Origin of the sequence: Nocardia sp. NPDC050710 (assembly GCF_040654375.1) — a bacterium.
Classification (GTDB): Bacteria; Actinomycetota; Actinomycetes; order Mycobacteriales; family Mycobacteriaceae; genus Nocardia.
Genome location: NZ_JBFAHV010000038.1, coordinates 29,934 through 44,827 on the forward strand (window position 1 = coordinate 29,934; position 14,894 = coordinate 44,827).

At 64.5% G+C, this 14,894-nt stretch carries 11 protein-coding genes; 8 read left to right on the forward strand and 3 right to left on the reverse strand.

The window, feature by feature from the left end; translation table 11 throughout:
* Nucleotides 1-37 precede the first annotated feature (37 nt).
* The 3 genes from AB0H61_RS36990 to AB0H61_RS37000 form a co-directional block, all read right to left on the reverse strand.
* Nucleotides 38-1,123 (reverse strand): NAD-dependent epimerase/dehydratase family protein, encoded by a 1,086-nt coding sequence (locus AB0H61_RS36990; protein WP_357313090.1) that lies wholly within the window; start codon nt 1,121-1,123, stop codon nt 38-40.
* A 349-nt stretch (nt 1,124-1,472) separates the two neighbouring features.
* Entirely contained in the window at nt 1,473-2,318 is an 846-nt protein-coding gene (locus AB0H61_RS36995; RefSeq protein ID WP_357313092.1) for a class I SAM-dependent methyltransferase, read from the reverse strand.
* A 22-nt stretch (nt 2,319-2,340) separates the two neighbouring features.
* Nucleotides 2,341-3,579, reverse strand: coding sequence for a cytochrome P450 (locus AB0H61_RS37000; protein ID WP_357313094.1), 1,239 nt, complete (start codon nt 3,577-3,579; stop codon nt 2,341-2,343).
* Nucleotides 3,580-3,963: 384 nt separating this feature from the next.
* Between AB0H61_RS37000 and AB0H61_RS37005 the strand changes: the two genes are divergently transcribed.
* From AB0H61_RS37005 to AB0H61_RS37040, 8 genes are all read left to right on the forward strand, one after another.
* On the forward strand, nt 3,964-6,603 hold the full coding sequence (locus tag AB0H61_RS37005; RefSeq protein WP_357313159.1) for a LuxR C-terminal-related transcriptional regulator: 2,640 nt from the start codon (nt 3,964-3,966) through the stop codon (nt 6,601-6,603).
* Nucleotides 6,604-7,273: 670 nt separating this feature from the next.
* Nucleotides 7,274-8,887: an FAD-dependent monooxygenase gene (locus tag AB0H61_RS37010; protein ID WP_357313097.1), complete on the forward strand. Its 1,614-nt coding sequence runs from the start codon at nt 7,274-7,276 to the stop codon at nt 8,885-8,887.
* 149 nt (nt 8,888-9,036) lie between these two features.
* Entirely contained in the window at nt 9,037-9,441 is a 405-nt protein-coding gene (locus AB0H61_RS37015; RefSeq protein ID WP_357313099.1) for a hypothetical protein, read from the forward strand.
* A gap of 7 nt (nt 9,442-9,448) precedes the next feature.
* Nucleotides 9,449-10,405, forward strand: coding sequence for a helix-turn-helix domain-containing protein (locus AB0H61_RS37020; RefSeq protein ID WP_357313102.1), 957 nt, complete (start codon nt 9,449-9,451; stop codon nt 10,403-10,405).
* A gap of 579 nt (nt 10,406-10,984) precedes the next feature.
* Nucleotides 10,985-12,736: an enoyl-CoA hydratase-related protein gene (locus AB0H61_RS37025; protein ID WP_357313104.1), complete on the forward strand. Its 1,752-nt coding sequence runs from the start codon at nt 10,985-10,987 to the stop codon at nt 12,734-12,736.
* 583 nt (nt 12,737-13,319) lie between these two features.
* Nucleotides 13,320-14,117 carry a hypothetical protein gene (locus AB0H61_RS37030; RefSeq protein ID WP_357313107.1) on the forward strand — a complete coding sequence of 266 codons (798 nt, stop codon included), beginning with the start codon at nt 13,320-13,322 and terminating at the stop codon, nt 14,115-14,117.
* A complete protein-coding gene (locus tag AB0H61_RS37035) occupies nt 14,114-14,443 on the forward strand; it encodes a hypothetical protein (protein WP_357313109.1) in 330 nt (109 codons plus the stop codon). The genes AB0H61_RS37030 and AB0H61_RS37035 overlap by 4 nt, the downstream gene beginning before the upstream one ends.
* A gap of 160 nt (nt 14,444-14,603) precedes the next feature.
* Nucleotides 14,604-14,894 (forward strand): hypothetical protein, encoded by a 291-nt coding sequence (locus AB0H61_RS37040; RefSeq protein ID WP_357313112.1) that lies wholly within the window; start codon nt 14,604-14,606, stop codon nt 14,892-14,894.

The following is a 14,894-nucleotide window of genomic DNA, read 5'->3' on the forward strand; positions in this document are numbered from 1 at the left end:
TCAGCCAATGCACGATTGAACATTGACGAATACGTCATCACGGCCCTACCCCTGCAAATGCCGTCAGCCCAGAACGTCGTCGCTGGCCGAGCTTCTTGCGTCTGGGGGTGCGGGGAGGACCGACGATTCCGTATTCGATGAGGCTCTCGGCGGTACTGATCACGGTGTCGGTCACCGGTCGCATCTCCCAGCCGAGCTCACTGCACGTGTCGCTGGCATCGACCTCAACTGGGTGCCCTAGATTCGGCACTACCATCCGTACACCTGCATCGGCCACACTCGACAGCCTGACCAAGGCATCGGGTAGTTCCCGAGTGGGGACTCGCCAACCGCGCGGCCCGAACTCGGCAGCCAATGTTGCCGCGATCTCACGCATCCACAGGTTCGGGCCCGCGCACACGTAGCGCCGTCCGGCCGCGTCCGCTGTTTCCAATGCCAGGCGGTGGGCGATGGCGAGATCGCGGACATCGACCGGCGCCCACCCGACACGGACCGGCCCGACGAATGAGCCACTCATCAGCCGTGATACCGGCTCATGGGACGTACTCGTTGCCGCGCGCTGGATCGGGCCCAGCACCAAGCCCGGCAGAATCGACACCATCTCGACCCGGTGCTCGGCGGGCAAGCCACTGATGAACCGCCACGCCCACTGCTCCGCCAGGGTCTTACCCGCGGAATATGGACTGCAGCGTTCGACGACCGACCAATCGCGGGATGTGCGAGCTCTTCGATCCGCATGCCCCTCAGTGATGGCGTCGGTGGAGGAGGTGACCACTATCCGTCGCACCGTCGAGGTGGACACCGCCGCGGTCAGCACCCGGCGCATCCCTGCGCACGGGGTTTCGCGCAGCTCAGCATGTTTGAGCGGGATCGGCGAGGCCAGGTGCATGATGGCGTCGCAGCCGTCGACCGCGGCTTCCCATCCCTGGTCGGCCGAGAGGTCAGCGGCGACGAAGTCCAGTTGCCCGCCGAGCTGGTCAGCGATCGCGACCAAATGCGCTCGCTCGGACTCCGCGCGAAGGTCTCGGACCGTGCCACGGACGGCATACCCATGCCGGAGCAGGTCCTCGATCACATGCCCGGCGATGAATCCTGTTGCGCCAGTCACAAGTACAGTGCTCATCGCTGATGTTCCGTTCCGCCGAGCCAGTTTTGCCTATCCACACAACTAAACCGCGTTGTGTCATAACAATCGATTTTTGAATCCACCCAATCTGGGTGGATTCGATGGCCTAGATCAGTGCCGAGCGGGGGTGACCGCTGGGTGGGCGATGGCATCGTGCCCGATTACATAGGGCCGCAGGCGGGTTCGGTTCTCGATGCGGTGGAGTGGGTGCTGCGCAATGAACGCCAGATGGTGAAGTGGATTGTGCTCGGCCCCGCCACCAATCTCGCTGCGGTGCTGCAGCAGCGCCCCGAGCTGGCCGGGCGGCTGGTGGTCACCTGGATGGGTGGCGCGCTGGCCAATGATGTCACGCGGTGCAGGCATGGATCAGATGCGGTCCCGAATCCGTGTCCGTTGGACGAGACGTTGCTCGGATCCCATAGGAAGCCACCAGCTCTGCCGCGGAACGGTCTTCGACCTGCTTGTAGCCGAAGGACAGCAAGCTGGCACGGATTTCGGCGGCCCTGAAGAATGTGATCCATGGTTCACCGAGCCGGGCGGTGCTTTCTGCACGTGCATGTAGCTGTTCGGTGTGCTCGCGTGGGGTCGAGACGACGGGGTAGAAGTAGTCGAAGACGACCTCCGACGCTGGGTGGCCGGCGATGTAGCGGAGAGTGTCGTCGACTGCGGGTCCTGTCAAGTACATGGTGACGCCGAGCCAAATGTATAGCGCGCTGCGGTTGCGGTTGAGGCCTGCCGTGGCGAGTCCGTCCGCCAGCGTGGATTGGTCGAAGTCGATCGCGACAAATTCCAGCGAGTCCGGGATCGCGATCCCGGACTCGCTGAGTAGGTGCCGTTTCCAGTCCTGGGTGTCGGGGTGATCAACCTCGAAGACCCGCACGTTCGTGTGGGTATTGCGGTAGGCGGCAGTGTCGAGTCCGGCACCGAGAATTACTACTTGTTCGGTTCCCCTGGCTATGGCGGCTGCCATGCAGTCATCGGCGAATCGGGAGCGTGCCGCAATGTACAGCCTCCGACGACGAACCACGTCCGGGTCGAGCCCGCGGTCGAGTTCTGTTTCAGGTAGGACTGGTTCACCGAGGATCCGCTCGGCCAGTGGATCGTTGAATATCGATCCGTTGTCGGCCCTCAGGTGGAGGGCCCTTATGTGCCCAATGGCTCTCGCGGTTGCACTGGGTCGCCCGTTCTGCATGTTCTTGTCACCTTCTCGTCGGTTAGGAACTCCGCTGGGGCATGCCTGATCGGTTTGGCGCGGGGAACACGACCGGTAACGCCGTGAGCGCACGGTGAAATGGGCCTGGCCGCCACTCCAACTCGTCAGCGGGCACGGCCAGCCTGATGTCGGGAGCCAGGTCGAGCAGGTAATCGATCGCGTCCTCCGCGACCTGGTACGCCATTGGTCGGGCGGGGCAGGTGTGTGTCCCGGTGCTGAACGCGAGATGTGACCGGTTGCCGGTGCGATCGCCGTTGGTGATGGGAGCGCTGTTGCAGGCGGCGATGCTGATGACGACCGGCTGGTGCGCGGGCAGCCAGGTGGTGTCGATCAGGGTCGGCTGGCGCGGGTAGGTGGTGCAGAAGTTGGCCATTGGCGGGTCGTTGAACAGCACCTCGTCGAGTGCGTCGCGGGTGGACAGGCTTCCGCTGAGCAGGCCGCCGCCGAATCGGTCATCGATGAGCATCAGGTGCAGGGTGTTCAGGATCAGGTTGCGTTGCGGCTCGATTCCGGCGCCGTAGAAGCTCATCAGCTGAGCGACGACTTCGCGTTCGTCGAGGTTGTCGCGATGGTTCATCAGCCGCGTGGTCATGTCGTCGCCGGGCTGAGCTCGCTTGAGGTGCACCAATTCGGTTAGTGCTCCGGTGAGCATGTCCATGCCCTGCCCCGACGAAGCGGTGCTGTCGAACCGTGCAGCCATCCCGGCGGCGACCCGCTGCCCGATTTCGGCCGGACAACCGATTGCCTGGTTGAGCACAGCGAACACGAGCGGGAATACGTACTGGCTCGCCAGGTCGGCGCTACCTGCTGTGATCCATCTCTCGACCAGTGGAGTGGCGAGGTTTTCGACCGTGGCATGCATCGCGTGCAGGTCGACTTCGTCGATGGCGGCGGCGGAGGCCTGCCGATATCGGGCGTGCTCGTACCCGTCGGTGTACCGCGCGGCGGGATACCACTCCATCATGGGCCGCAGAGGACAGTCATCGGGGACGGTCTGCTGCCAGGGACGCGGATCGACGGGAAAGTGCTCGGGGTCGTGGAGGATTCGCACAGCGGTGGCGTAATCGAGCACGAGAGTGGCTGGCACGCCTTTGGCCAACTCGACCGGTGCCAGCGTCCCGTACCGGCCGCGCAGCACCTCATACGCCGCGCGCGGATCGCGGGTGAACTCCTCGCCGTAGAGAGGAAAGCGGTCGTCGTTCGTGTCGACAGGAGACCCATGAAGGACAGGACAACTCAATATAACTCCCCTTTTAGACAGCGCCCCCAAGCGCGCACAGGCCCGGCATTCGTCTCGTTGCCTGCGCGAAATCAAATGCAATTCTGTTCCGGCAGCCGAACTGCACTGTGCCATACCCATAGGCACTGCCGAAATAGGTGACCTACCCAAAAGCCACCCACCCATGCGACAATTCGCTTTCGATCCAATCGCGATAGCCGTCGACAGCAGCTCACCAGGGAAAGAACGCGTGCCGACCGGCGCCGAGAACGTCCAGAGTGGTGCGCTTTTCGAGTCGTTCGGGCAGCGCCGGGCACGGAATCGAATGATTCGTTCCGTGGATCTCCCGGCGGTATGTATACCCATAGGAACCTACGGGAATGGGTGACTACCCATGCGCCACCCATGCGCCACCATGAACTACCCACTCGCGGCGCGGGTGGGGCCGGTGAGAATTTGTTTGAATACCGCTCGGCCTCTTCGCGTTATAGTCACTGTGTGAACAAACCTGGGGTGGGGAGTGTGGTACCCGCACAAGGCCAGAGCATCGTCGGGCGTGCAGAGGACTTGGCCCTCATCAGTAGTCTGCTGAGGGCCGGATCGGATCGGATGATCACCCTGGTCGGTCCGGGAGGCATCGGGAAGAGCTGTTTGGCCGCCGAGGCTGCCCGCGACGCCAGGACCCGCGGTGTTCAGGTGCACTGGGTGCGGCTGGCTCGACTACCCGTGGATTCGGACTACGCGGCAGTGGAGCGAGAAACCGCGTCCACGGTGATCAAGGCCGACTACTCGAAGCGAAATACGTGGGACGCGCTGGTTGCCGCACTCGACCAAACAGACAAGTCGGGGCGCGCTCGGCCCGTTGTCCTCGTGCTGGACAACTGCGAACATGTGCTCGCCGGTTTGGGGCTTCTGATTCCCGCTCTCCTCGACGCCGTCCCGGGGCTGATCGTCCTGGCTACCAGCCGCAGCCCGACCGGATGGATCGACGAGCGCCTGATCCCGGTGCGCCAGCTGCGCGAAGCCGACGCCCTGACCCTGTTCAAGCAGCGTGCAGAACTCACCGGCTGTGCCACGATCGACCCAGGCGATGAAGGCGTTGTTGCCGAAATCTGCGCCCACGTCGGCTGTAATCCTCTGTTCATCCGGTTGGCGGCAGCGAGGCTGCGGCACCAGTCGCTGATGGGTCTGCGTGCGGAGGTCACCGGACGCGCAGACGACAGGCGGATGCGGTGGATGTCTGGGCCAGGTTCGGGAGCCGACGAGCGCCATCGTGGGGTTACCAACGTCATCGCCTGGTCCTATGACCTGTGTGACGCCGAGGAACGGCTTCTGTTCGAACGGTTGTCGGTTTTTGCTGCGGGGGGCGACACCGAGGGCGACACGGCCAGAACCACAGGGGAGGGTGCGGACATCGAGGCGATCGAAGCTGTCTGCGGTGACGAGCAGACCGGTGCGGACGGGCAGACGCTGCCGAGGCACGAGATCGAAGGGCTCCTGGAACGGCTCGTGGACAAGTCCCTTGTCACGATCCACATCACCAGCAGCGCCGTGTGGTATTCGGTGGTGGAGAGTCTGCGGCTGTTCGCGCGGGACCGGCTCACACAGCGCGGTCCCGACGAACGAACTCGCCTGGCCCGCCGACACCTGTACTACTACCGGGACAAAGTTGTCGACGCCTCGCGCCGTTGGTTCAGCCCGGCCGAGCGGGAACTGCTGGACCGCGCCAGGGCAGCCTGGGACAACATCGTCAGTGCGATCGAGACCAGCATCACCACCCCCGGCGAGGCCCGCGCTGGTTTGGAGATCTGCGTCGGCCTGATTCAGTTGCGGGTGCCCTTCGTACGCGGTTCGATCCGCGAGATCCGCGACTGGACCGAGCAGTGTCTGGACGCGAGTGAGACGCTGACGCCGCAGCCCAGCGACTTGCAGCTCGTAGCCAGGTCGGCGATCGCGTGGTTGGCCATACGGCAGGGCCAATCCGAGGATGCCACGCGGCTACTCGAGGACTGCATCACCACCTGCATATCGGATGGCACTGACTGGCAGAACAATTCCGCAACTGTCGAGGGACTGCCCGCCATCCTCGATTTGGCGTGGGGCACACAGATGTTCATGTCTGCCCAAAATCCCCTGGCTGTCGACGTGCTGCAACGGGCATGTCGAAAATTCCACGAGAGTAACGACCATGGCGCTGCCGTCTTCGCCGGGATGTTCGCGGGTATGGCTGCCGCTTTGCTCGACACGACCGGCGAGCGCGCCAGCGGGATCTCCTGTGCCACAGTGGAGCGCGCTCGCGAGTCGGGAGCGTCGTGGGCGACATCCTGGAGCTTGCTGGCGTGGGCCGTTACGTTGATCAAGCATGGTGATCCCGCGCAGGCGACAGAGGTCCTGCGGGGCACGCTCGCGCACCAAATGGACGTCGGCGATCAGTGGGGCGCGGCGTGGTCGGTCGAACTACGCTGCTGGGCACTGGCGGCGGTCATCAAAGCCGGCACCACCGACCGTGAGCGAGTCGCGACCGAAATCGCCCACCTCGCCGGCGGCGCCAAAACCCTCCGATCCAGCTTGGGCGTCGATATCGGCAGCATGGGCACTTTCGCGGTGGAATGTCTTGAGGCGATCAAGACCGCCCGCCAAGTACTCGGCGACGTCACCTTCATCGCACAGATGAACCGAGGTGCCCAGCAACTCCGGCCGAGCACCTTCGACGTGCATCGGCTTGCATTGGGCGAAATATCCCTCGCACCCGCACCCTCTGGGACTGCCACCGATCCGACAGCGGCACCCTGGGACAGTTTGAGCCCGGCAGAGAAGGAAGTCGCACTTCTTGTCGCGGAAGGTCAAACCAATAACCAAATTGCCCGCCACCGCACCACATCCCCGAAGACCGTCGACAAACAGGTTGCGTCGATACTCTCCAAAATGGGCATTCCGTCGCGGGAGCATGTCCACGAATACATTCCCGAGAACCACAAGCTCCCTCCGGCGCCGGTTAGCACGCCGCGCCCAGTCGGGCACCTCAGTGCTCGGCGCCGTGGATAGCGGCCAGGCGGCCGTAGGCGGCGGATCGGTTCATCTCCGGCGACCTAACCGAGGGACACGGTGCATGCCCCACTACGAGGTCGGGGGCATCCGAGCGAGTTTCGGCACTCAGCGGGGGCGTAAATATATTCCCCTCGCACTGATCAGCGGCCGTTGAGTCAACGATTGCAGCGCTGATCTGCGGGGACAGGCCATGGTCTGCTCCTCGACGGCTTGGGATCAGAGTCTCGTGCGGGCGGCCCGGTCCGTGGCGGACCACATCTCCTCTTTCGTCACCACGATGCAACACACAGCGTAGGAATTCACCCACCGGTCCTCGATGCCCACTGCCCATTTCCACCCATGTACGCCCGCGTGCACAGGCAGTGATCTGTGCGGCCCGCCGCCCCGGATCCATGAATTTTCGGCGCCTTCGCTCGTCTCGCCGCGGAGCAAACTGCCAGGTATTGGGCAGAATTCATGACGGATGGGTGGGTAATCGGTAGGTGGCTTTCTGGGTAGCGCGTGGGTGTTCGCCTATTTCAAATAGCCTGGGACTATGTGACAGTCGTGTCGTCAGGACAAGGCCATCTCGACCAGGGGAAACGCGCCAGCATCGACGTCGTACAGCCCATTTACTTTCGACGACCAGGCGACGTTCGATCCCGGGAGTCCGGCACGAAGGAATTCCATGTCTCAATCCGTCATTTCGCGTGATCAGCTTCTTATCGTGGGTGCTGGCCCCACTGGATTGACCCTCGCCATCGAATTATGGTCTCGCGGGGTGCAGTGCCGTGTCATCGACAAGAGGCCCGGCCCCGCCCTCACCTCCCGCTCTTTCACGATCCAGCCCAGGACGGCGGAGGGGTTCGCGCGCAGCAGGTGTATCGATCCTTTCCTTGCTATCGGCAAGCAGCACCGAGGCATGGCGTTCCACTTCCGCGGCGAGGACACCGTCGAGTACCTGGACTTCGGCGTGTTGGAGACCCCGTTCCCTCACATCCTCATCGTCGAGCAGAACGACACCGAGGCTGTGCTGCGAGAGCAGCTCGCCTCACTCGGCGGCACGATCGAGTGGGATACCGAACTGGAGTCCATCTCGACAGACGCCGACGGCCGGATCACCGCCGTCCTGCACCACAACAACAACAGAGGTAGTGGTCGGGAGAGAATTCATCCCGACTGGCTAGTGGGATGCGACGGGCTGAACAGCACCGTCCGTACCCAGATCGGGTTCGATTTCGAGGGCACCTGCTATGCCGGGATGCGGTTTCGGATGATGGACGTCGAGGTGGTGAATCCTTACCCCGGCAGCGAGGCTTGGATCGACTATTGGATCGACCCCGACTACATGCTGCTCACGACCGCGCTGCCGTCCGCCTACCGCGTGCTGATCAGCGACATGAACGACGCTCCCAGGGCCCAAGCCCAACCCGACCCTGGCGCCGCGCGCGAGGCGTTCCAACCGGTGGTCTCCTCCTGGTTGCCCGATGCGGTCCTCGGCGTTCCCAAGTGGTGCACCGAGTTCGACATCTGGCGGCGCACTGCGAGCGGCTATCGCCGCGGACGGATCCTCCTCGCCGGCGATGCCGCGCATATCCATAGCCCCGCAGCCGGGATGGGGATGAACACCTGCATTCAAGACGCATTCAACCTCGGCTGGAAACTGGCGGCCGTGGCCACCGGTCGCGCCCCGGAAGCGCTCCTCGACACCTACGAGGAGGAGCGACTCCCGATCGCCGCACAGGTGGGCGAGGCCAGCCACATGCTGCATCTGATCATGATGGCGCACGGTGATTCCATCGAAGCTCGTCTGGAGATCATCCGGCAGCCCGAATTCCATTACCAGGCCGCCGCCCGGATTGCGGGCTTGACCTACCACTACCGCGACATCATCGCCCAGCCGCCGGGCTTGATATGCCTCGGCGGTCTCACCGCCGGGGATCGCGCGCCGGACGTGCCCATCACCTCGGCGATGAGCGTGCACGATCTGCTGGGCCATTTCGGCTACACCCTGCTGGTGCTCCAGCGGCGCCCAGGCTCCACAGTGGCCGCTGATGTCGCCGAGGCCGCCGCGCCTTACCGCGATCTGCTGCGCACTGCTGTGATCACGTCGCCCGATATTCGGGCGACCGCACCGGCTGGTGCTCTCATTGCAGACGACAACGACGTCCACGACCGCTACGGCCAGCCGGGCGACGACACGCTGTGTCTGATCCGGCCCGATGGACATCTCGCTCTGCGGCTCCCAGCGGCCGACATGGACATGCTCCTCACCACGCTCAACGCGACGGTGCTGGCATGATCTCCGATACCAGGCGCCATACGCCTTCCGCCAGCGCACTACTCGCCGACAGAACCGACGGATGTCGTACGCCCATCCACAGCGGTCCCTGTGACGCGCAGGCAGTCGAGCCAATCCGGTCCGCGTGTGCGGCACGAGGACCGTTGCCGTTGAGTGCGCTGGCGACCCAGCGCATGCGCCCGATCGTTATCGGTCTGCTGCGCACAGATCGGCACGCTCTTCGGAATCGTGAGCTCGCGCGCGCAGTCGCCGAGGCGCAGGAGAAGGCGCTGTGGGCAACAGCTGACCGGCACCGGTGGCGGATGGTCACAATGCTGCGCCTACAGCCGTGGACCGGCGAGATCACCGATCCGATCGAACACCTTCTGGCGCAGGTGCATCACTGCAGCGCCGACGCGGTGGCGGTGTCCGACCGTCAGCACCTGACCGATCTGCAGGGGCGCGACTGCCTGGACGTCGTGCGCCAGCAGTGCTGCGTCGCCACGACCTCGCCGGAGCAACTGTGGCCCTGCACCGCTGATACACCCGCGGTTCTATCAAGGTCGTGGCCATGATCATGATATGCAGCCGCTCGACACCGCGGCATCAACTCTGCAACCGGCGTCCGGGACGGTAGTGATCGCGATGCCGTGGGACCATGACGATGATTCGGACGACGAATCGTGCGCAGACATCGGATGGGTTATCGCCGACTTCCGCCGTAAGGCACGAATGTCGCGAAGAGATCTATCTGCAGCAGTCGACATTTCGATCCCCCATCTCGAAAAGATGGAACGTGGCGTCCGAACATTCACCATCGCCTATTTGGACAAAGTCGCTGAAGCCCTCGGTGTTTTCCCGCTGGCTCGAGAACATTTGGTAGCACTGGCTTCTCAGCCAGATGTAGTGAGAGCCAAAATCCTTGCCGGAGTGAAGCTGGTCCCCGAACCCCATGACCTGGCGATGCTGGACGCGATCAGCACACCCGCGTGCCTTCTGCTGCCGGTCACGTTCGACATTCTCGCCGCGAACGACGCATTCGACCGGGCCTACCCAGGCGCCTGCCAGCTCGGAAACCTCGTCCTGTGGATGCTGACCGATGAAATCGCCCACCAAATTCTGCCGCGGCAGTATTGGGAGCAGGAGGCCGTGCTGCAGGTCGGTGCGGCCAGCTGCCTCTGGCCGGGTTTGCTCACCCGCAAGCGGTTCGAAGACTTCCGCAAGGAACTCAGCCAGGTCGAGGACTTTCAGCGCTTCTGGGACACACGACTACCCGTAGATGAGGTGGCCTCGAAGACCATCATGATCCGTGACCTCGAAACCGACACCACGACCCAGATGTACAGGCACACCATCAATCAGGAATTCCCAGACCTGCGGCCCTGGCGGCTGTACATGCTGACGCCCGTCCAGCCAGCGGAGTCCCGAGCATTCATGGTGCCGGCGGGCATGGCCCGGCGAGGGACGCCGCTGCTCTCCCGCAACGGAACGGCAACGTCGGGCACCGTGACGCTAACGGCCACGATCGCGCGAACATAGCTGGCCCGCAACCTATTCTTGTCGCCCATTCACCCGCAGTCCGCACAGCGGTCAGGCATAGACACGCTGGAGTCCATACGGGACTGCCGAGTACGGCACGTTTGACTCGGCCATCACCAACGGTCCGGACGAGCGGACCGGGGTGTTCATCGGACGGCCCGGGCCACCACCACCAGTCGAATAGGCTTACCAACTTCGCAGGCGCCTGACAGGCGCGCAGCACCGACACCGAGCGCTCCGAGTGGCTGACTGAACCTGCGCAGTACCAGAAGCTTTTTCGGTCCGCCGCAGCTCGAGTTCGTGGCGGCATTCTGCATTATTCCATCCGCGCACAAAAAGACGCCGGGAACCACCCGAGCTGGGTGCTTCCCGATTCTCGCACTCACAAACGGGGTGCGACTGAAGTCTTGACGGCGTGTACTCGGAGTTGAATGCTGAATCTGCCACTGCAGCGGACTGATAAACCTCTCCCGACAGTGAGGTCTGATCGCTGTCGAAATCCGTAACGGCCGTGCTACTTCCATTCGTGGTTCGCCGCATACCTGTGCACGAGCACAGTGCCGAGAAAGGCCGAATCAAATGGTCCAGCGAATCCTATTGCTCACCAGCGCCGACAATGGGCTGACTCAGCGAGCCGCACTGGTCCTGCAACGCACCGGCCGGACCGTGCGCACCGCGGTCGTAACCAACGAAGCGGATATACAGACCGCTGTCGACACCGCCGATTTCGACCTCATCATTTGCCCGTACCTCAAAATACGAGTGCCGCAGCACATCACGAGCCGCTGGACCACCATCATCGTGCACCCCGGACCGATAGCCGACCGCGGCCCCCACTCCCTGGACTGGGCTCTCACCGAGGGGGAGCCACGCTGGGGTGTCACCGCCCTCGGCGCCACCGACGAACTCGACGCAGGGCCCATCTGGGCCTGGCGCGAGTTTCCCGTCCCCGATCGGATCACCAAGAGCGCGCTGTACTCCACTGCCGTCGCGGACGCCGCGGTCGAATGCATCCTGCAGGCCGCTGATCGAGCCCGCGATCCCGTATTCACCCCGCTCGACCAGAACCGGGCGCCGCGACCGATACCGCACGCCCGCACCCGATCACCGATGCGCCAACGCGACCGCGCTTTCGACTGGGCCGATGACCCCGACACCATCCTTGCACGCATCCGCGCCGCCGACGGCTCCCCCGGCGTGCGCACCACCCTCGCGGGCCGACTCGTCCACATCTTCGACGCCCACCCCGGGCAACGAGTCCAGCCCCGCACCCAACCAGGAACGATCATCAGCCGCCGCCATCACGCCATCGAAATCGCCTGCGGCACAGGCGCGACAATGTGGATCGGACACCTCCGACCCGCCGACGCGGCCTGCAAAGGACCCGCGCTCACGGTACTGAGCAAACTCGGATTGTCCCCGCTCGCCATTGCAAAAGCCCCCAGCGCCAATGGGCACGATATCCGGTTGCAGACCCACGGCGACGTCGGCACAATCACCATCGATAGCTACAACGGCGCGTTCGACACCAATTTCTGCCGTCGCCTCGCCGCGACCATCCGCGCCGCCGCCCGCCACCCCATCAAAGTTCTCGTACTCCGGGGAACCGATAACCCCCACTGGTCCAACGGAATCCACCTCGGCGCAATCGAATACGCCGACCACCCCGCCATAGAGGCATGGGAAAATCTTCACGCCATCAACGAAGTCTGCAGCATACTGCTTCAAAGCACGGCCCATCTGGTCACCATCGCAGCCCTCACCGGCTCCGTCGGCGCCGGCGGCGTCATGCTCGCGCTCGCTGCCGATGTCGTCGTTGCTCGCAGCCGGATCCTGCTCAACCCGCACTACGCCAACCTCGGGCTCACCGGCTCAGAGCTGAGCACCTACACCCTGCCCCGCCGGGTCGGGCCGAGCCTCGCACGCAAGCTGCTCGCCGACCGCCTCCCGGTCGACACCGCCTACGCTGCCGACATAAGGCTCATCGACGCTGTCGGCCCCGACACCGACTTCGATCCTTGGCTCGACGACCTCGTCCACACCTACCGCGATGAGACCCGCTGGACCCGCGTCGTGAATGCCAAACAGGACCGACTCGCCGCCGACCGCGCCAGCAAACCACTCGACGCGATCCTGGCCGAGGAACTCGCCGAGATGTCGCGCGACATCTTCGATAACCGATCGGACTTCAGCGCCAGGCGATATGACTTCCTCGGCAAGAACCGAAGGCCATCATCGGACCAGACACCGCCAGCCGGGATCAGCTGGCCGGACATCGCGCAGATGACTTCGCGCGCCATGCTGTCGGCGAAGCCACCACCATCCCGCTGACCTACCGCGGTCGCCGAATGCACCCCCGTTGCCCGACTTCGGCGAAGGCGTGCTGTCCTCCAACTTCGACCGCTTACTGCCGCTCCTACGCGACGAGGTGCTCTTACTCTCGCCCGCCGCCCCTCCAGCGTGCGATCGCTGGTCAGCCCGTCTACCAGTCCAGACAGGCTCTTACCGACACCTTCTGTCCTGATCCGGGTCCGGGCCCCACACGTCGACGCGCTGATCCCCGCTGCGGTGGTGAGGGTACCGAGCGCTCACGCGGTTGAATTGGCACGCGGCGGAGCGATGTACCGTGCGTCAATAAGCGCGAACCTTCAAGACGGTCGTGGATCCGCCCCGCACCCAGAATAGTTGCCGCAAAACACGTGTAGGTATGGACACATTCGAATTCAGCCGGTGATCCGATTCTATTGGACGACATCGCGTCCGGTCCTTCGGCAACCGGAGGCGCCCTCCCGCAACGCTCTCGCCGATCGCCGCGGGCAGCACACCGATACCACCTCCTGCTTCAGCACATCACCAGCGATCGATACAGGACCGCTATCGACGCGGCGGCCCGACCATGTCATTATACGAACATATGTTCGAGCAAGATGGGTCTCAGGAGGTAGGCACGCAGCGCGCAGCGCCGCTGGCCGAGCTCACCCGCGCCCAGCAACTGGAAGTGCTGCGCGCCCGCATCGCCGCCATACCCGGTCGCATCGGCACCCGCACAGCAACCCCATCGGCACCCGCCTCACACCGCGAGGCGCACGCCGAGCCCCCCGAAATCCTTCCGCTGCCCGGCGCGCTCGGTGAGATCCTGCCCGGCGGCGGCTTACCCTGCGGCAGCGTTGTCAGCTGCCGCGGTGGCGGTGCGCTGCTGCTCGGCGTGCTCGCCGCGGCCACTCAGACCGGGGCGCACGCGGCACTGGTCGGGAACCCCCGCGCCGGTCTGCTCGCCTACTCCGAAATGGATGGCGACCTCGCCAGGCTCGCCCATATCCCCGATCCCGGGCCCGACCCCCTCGCCGTGGTCTCGATCCTGGTCGACGGAGTAAGCGTGGTCGTCCTCGATATCCCCGGATCCGCGCCGCCCTCACGGGTCCGGGCGATCACCGCCCGAGTGCGCCAGCACGGCGCCGTGCTCATCATCACCGACCCCGGCTGGGCGCGCCCACACCTCGAGCTGCATACCCGCGTAGCCGGCTACACCGGACTGGGCCCCGGCCGCGGCCGACTGCGCGAGATCCACCTCGACATCGAGATCCGCGGCCGCGCCCTCCGCCCCCGCATCCATCACCTGGTCTTGGCCGGCGGCCCCGGCGACCGCGCCACCTGGACCCACCGGACCACCGCTGCGACCGTGACCGTGCTGCCGCGCACCCAAACCGGATGACCGACAACCACACGGGCGTGCGCCGATTCGATCGACCCCGACGCGTGCTCGTGGATCCACGCCGCATCTGGCCGCCCCTGCCCCAGCAGCCACCGCGGACCAATCCCCCCACGATCGGCGAGAACGCCGCCTCCCTGGACCCGCGCCTGGGCGAGGAATGGATCGACGCCGTCCAATACAGCTGGGCACGTTTCCGATTCGGCAGAAACAACCTGATATGGCTCGCCGAAATAGCCGTCGACCTGGCCACCGTCAACCGCGTCACCATGGTCACGCTGCGCCAGTGGGTACCCGCGGACGCGGTCCGCCTCCCACCGATCCGATGACCAACCCCCACTTCGGCGCCCCACCCAGGCCACAGCGGGATCCGCGGCGCCCAGCGCCAAGCGGCACAACTTCCATGGCAAGAACCCAAGCGCTGAGCGACGCCCGCGGTAAGCAATATGATATGGCGATATTCGCATATGTCAGGTGGGCCGTCGGCACGTGGAAGCGCGCGAAGACCGCTACGACGCCAACGGAACCGTCCTCTACACCGGCACATCCAGAATGCACGCCAACCGGCGGATCGAGTTGGTGAGCCTCACCGAAGGGCCCACCACCTCCATAGCCACGTTCTGGATCGACCGGATGGACGAAGAGCTGCCCGGCCACGTCGTCACCCTCACTATCGAGGTCCGCGTCTGGCACACCACCGACACAGCCCCATCGGCGACCAGTGAACCTCCCTCCACCTCAGAAGGGCCACTGCCACTGAGGAACCCCGAATCCCGATGA

Excerpts from the sequence above, each read along its gene's own strand:
- AB0H61_RS36990 (WP_357313090.1), bottom strand. The coding sequence starts at position 1,123 with ATGAGCACTGTACTTGTGACTGGCGCAACAGGATTCATCGCCGGGCAT.
- AB0H61_RS36995 (WP_357313092.1), bottom strand. The coding sequence starts at position 2,318 with ATGCAGAACGGGCGACCCAGTGCAACCGCGAGAGCCATTGGGCACATA.
- AB0H61_RS37005 (WP_357313159.1), top strand. The coding sequence starts at position 3,964 with ATGCGCCACCATGAACTACCCACTCGCGGCGCGGGTGGGGCCGGTGAG.
- AB0H61_RS37010 (WP_357313097.1), top strand. The coding sequence starts at position 7,274 with ATGTCTCAATCCGTCATTTCGCGTGATCAGCTTCTTATCGTGGGTGCT.
- AB0H61_RS37020 (WP_357313102.1), top strand. The coding sequence starts at position 9,449 with ATGCAGCCGCTCGACACCGCGGCATCAACTCTGCAACCGGCGTCCGGG.
- AB0H61_RS37025 (WP_357313104.1), top strand. The coding sequence starts at position 10,985 with ATGGTCCAGCGAATCCTATTGCTCACCAGCGCCGACAATGGGCTGACT.
- AB0H61_RS37030 (WP_357313107.1), top strand. The coding sequence starts at position 13,320 with ATGTTCGAGCAAGATGGGTCTCAGGAGGTAGGCACGCAGCGCGCAGCG.
- AB0H61_RS37035 (WP_357313109.1), top strand. The coding sequence starts at position 14,114 with ATGACCGACAACCACACGGGCGTGCGCCGATTCGATCGACCCCGACGC.